The 1,835-nt window shown below is 35.2% G+C and carries 1 protein-coding gene; it reads left to right on the top strand.

The window, feature by feature from the left end:
- Window positions 1-1,827, top strand: a 1,827-nt coding sequence (locus tag ABID23_RS07870) for a type ISP restriction/modification enzyme (RefSeq protein ID WP_354190935.1), incomplete at its 5' end; no start/stop codon positions are given.
- Window positions 1,828-1,835 lie beyond the last annotated feature (8 nt).

Genomic DNA, 1,835 nt, shown 5'->3' with positions numbered 1-1,835 from the left:
AATCGTATCCGTGAAACTTATGCTGCTCAATCTAAAGTAACGAATATACGAGCGCTTTATGATAGTTATATCCGTGCCATTCGCTGGGCTAGTGACCGTATTGATAATGCTGGGATAATCGGTTTTGTTTCTGGTTCTGGTTACGTAGAAAAATCAACAATGGACAGTTTACGAAAATCTCTAGCAAAAGAATTTACAAGCATTTATGTACTTAATTTACGAGGGGATCTTCGCAAAAATATGTTAAGCAATGGAGTTGCTCAAGAAGGTGAAAATATTTTCGGCAATGGTAGTATGACTGGTATTGCGGTAACGCTATTTATCAAAAATCCCAATGCTTCTGGAGATTGTAAAATTTACTATCATGATATTGGAGATAATCTTTCTACCGAAAAAAAACTTAAGAGGCTTCAATATTTTGGTAGTATTGGTGGTATTACATGTGAAAACGGTTGGAAAGTAATTACACCGGATGAACATGGGGATTGGATAAATCAACGTGATAACAATTTTGAAACATTCTTAGCTATAGGTGATAAGAAAAATAATGATAAAAAATTATTTGCAATGTTTTCTCGTGGCATTATGACAAGCCGTGATGCGTGGGCATATAACTCAAGCTGTGCGACAGTGGCAAAAAATATGAGTAATATGATTACCTTCTATAACAATGAAGTAGAACGCTTTAATGATACCTATCCACATAATGATAGCAAAACACGTACAAAGGTTCTCAATAGTTTTGTCAATTCAGATGAAAGCAAAATAAGTTGGAGTTATAATCTCAAACGAGACTTGGACAAAGGAAAGACTTTTAACTTTGAAGGTGCTTGCCTTACGCAAAGCCTTTATCGTCCTTTTACACAACAATGGCTTTATTATAATCGGGATCTCAACGACGGTGTTTACCGAATGCCGCGTATATTCCCTATAGGGCAAGCAGTGAAGAATAAAATAATACAAGTTTCTTCTATGGGAGCACGAAGTGGATTTTCTGTATTGATGATTAAGAATTTGCCTGACGTATGTGTAATTGATAACAGTCAATGCTTTCCAAGATATATTTACGAAAATGTTATATTTTCAAAAGAGAGAAATAAAAATGAGAGACAATCCTATTTATTTACAAACTCTATAGAGGAAAACAAAACAGCTGGTTTACAGAGGCGTGATGCCATTACTGATGAAGGATTAGCGTATTTTAAAGCTGCTTATCCTAATGAAACCATAACAAAAGATGATCTATTCTATTATGTTTACGGTTTGCTTCATTCGGAAGATTATCGCGCCCGTTATGCTCATAATTTATGCAAAGAATTGCCTCGTATCCCTTGTGTAAAGACAGCTGATGATTTTTGGAAATTTGTGACAGCAGGGCGCGAACTCGGTCATTTGCACGTAAACTATGAAACTGTAGAGCCTTATCCTGTCACCTTTAAAAAGGGTAATCCAAAAGTTACAGAGATCTCTAATCCCGAAAAATTCTATTATGTAACTGAAATGAAATTTGCAAAAATTAAGAATAGTAAGGAAAAGGATAAATCAACTGTTATTTATAACAGCAATATCACAATAACAGATATCCCTCTTAAAGCTTATGAGTATATCGTCAATGGTAGACCCGCTCTTGAATGGGTTATGGGGCGTCAATGCGTTAAGACTGATAAAAAGAGTGGTATTGTGAATGATGCCAATCGCTATGCTGTTGAAACCATTGGCAACCCTGCCTACCCTCTAGAGTTGTTTCAAAGGGTTATTACCGTAAGTTTAGAAACCATGAAAATCGTTAAGAACTTACCAAAATTAGAAATAAGAGAAACTGAATAACTTATAAA

Origin of the sequence: Bartonella silvatica (genome assembly GCF_040545155.1) — a bacterium.
GTDB classification, from domain to species: domain Bacteria; phylum Pseudomonadota; class Alphaproteobacteria; order Rhizobiales; family Rhizobiaceae; genus Bartonella; species Bartonella silvatica.
The sequence above is the reverse complement of the archived record's forward strand: the minus strand, read 5'-3'. Positions and strand labels throughout refer to the sequence as shown.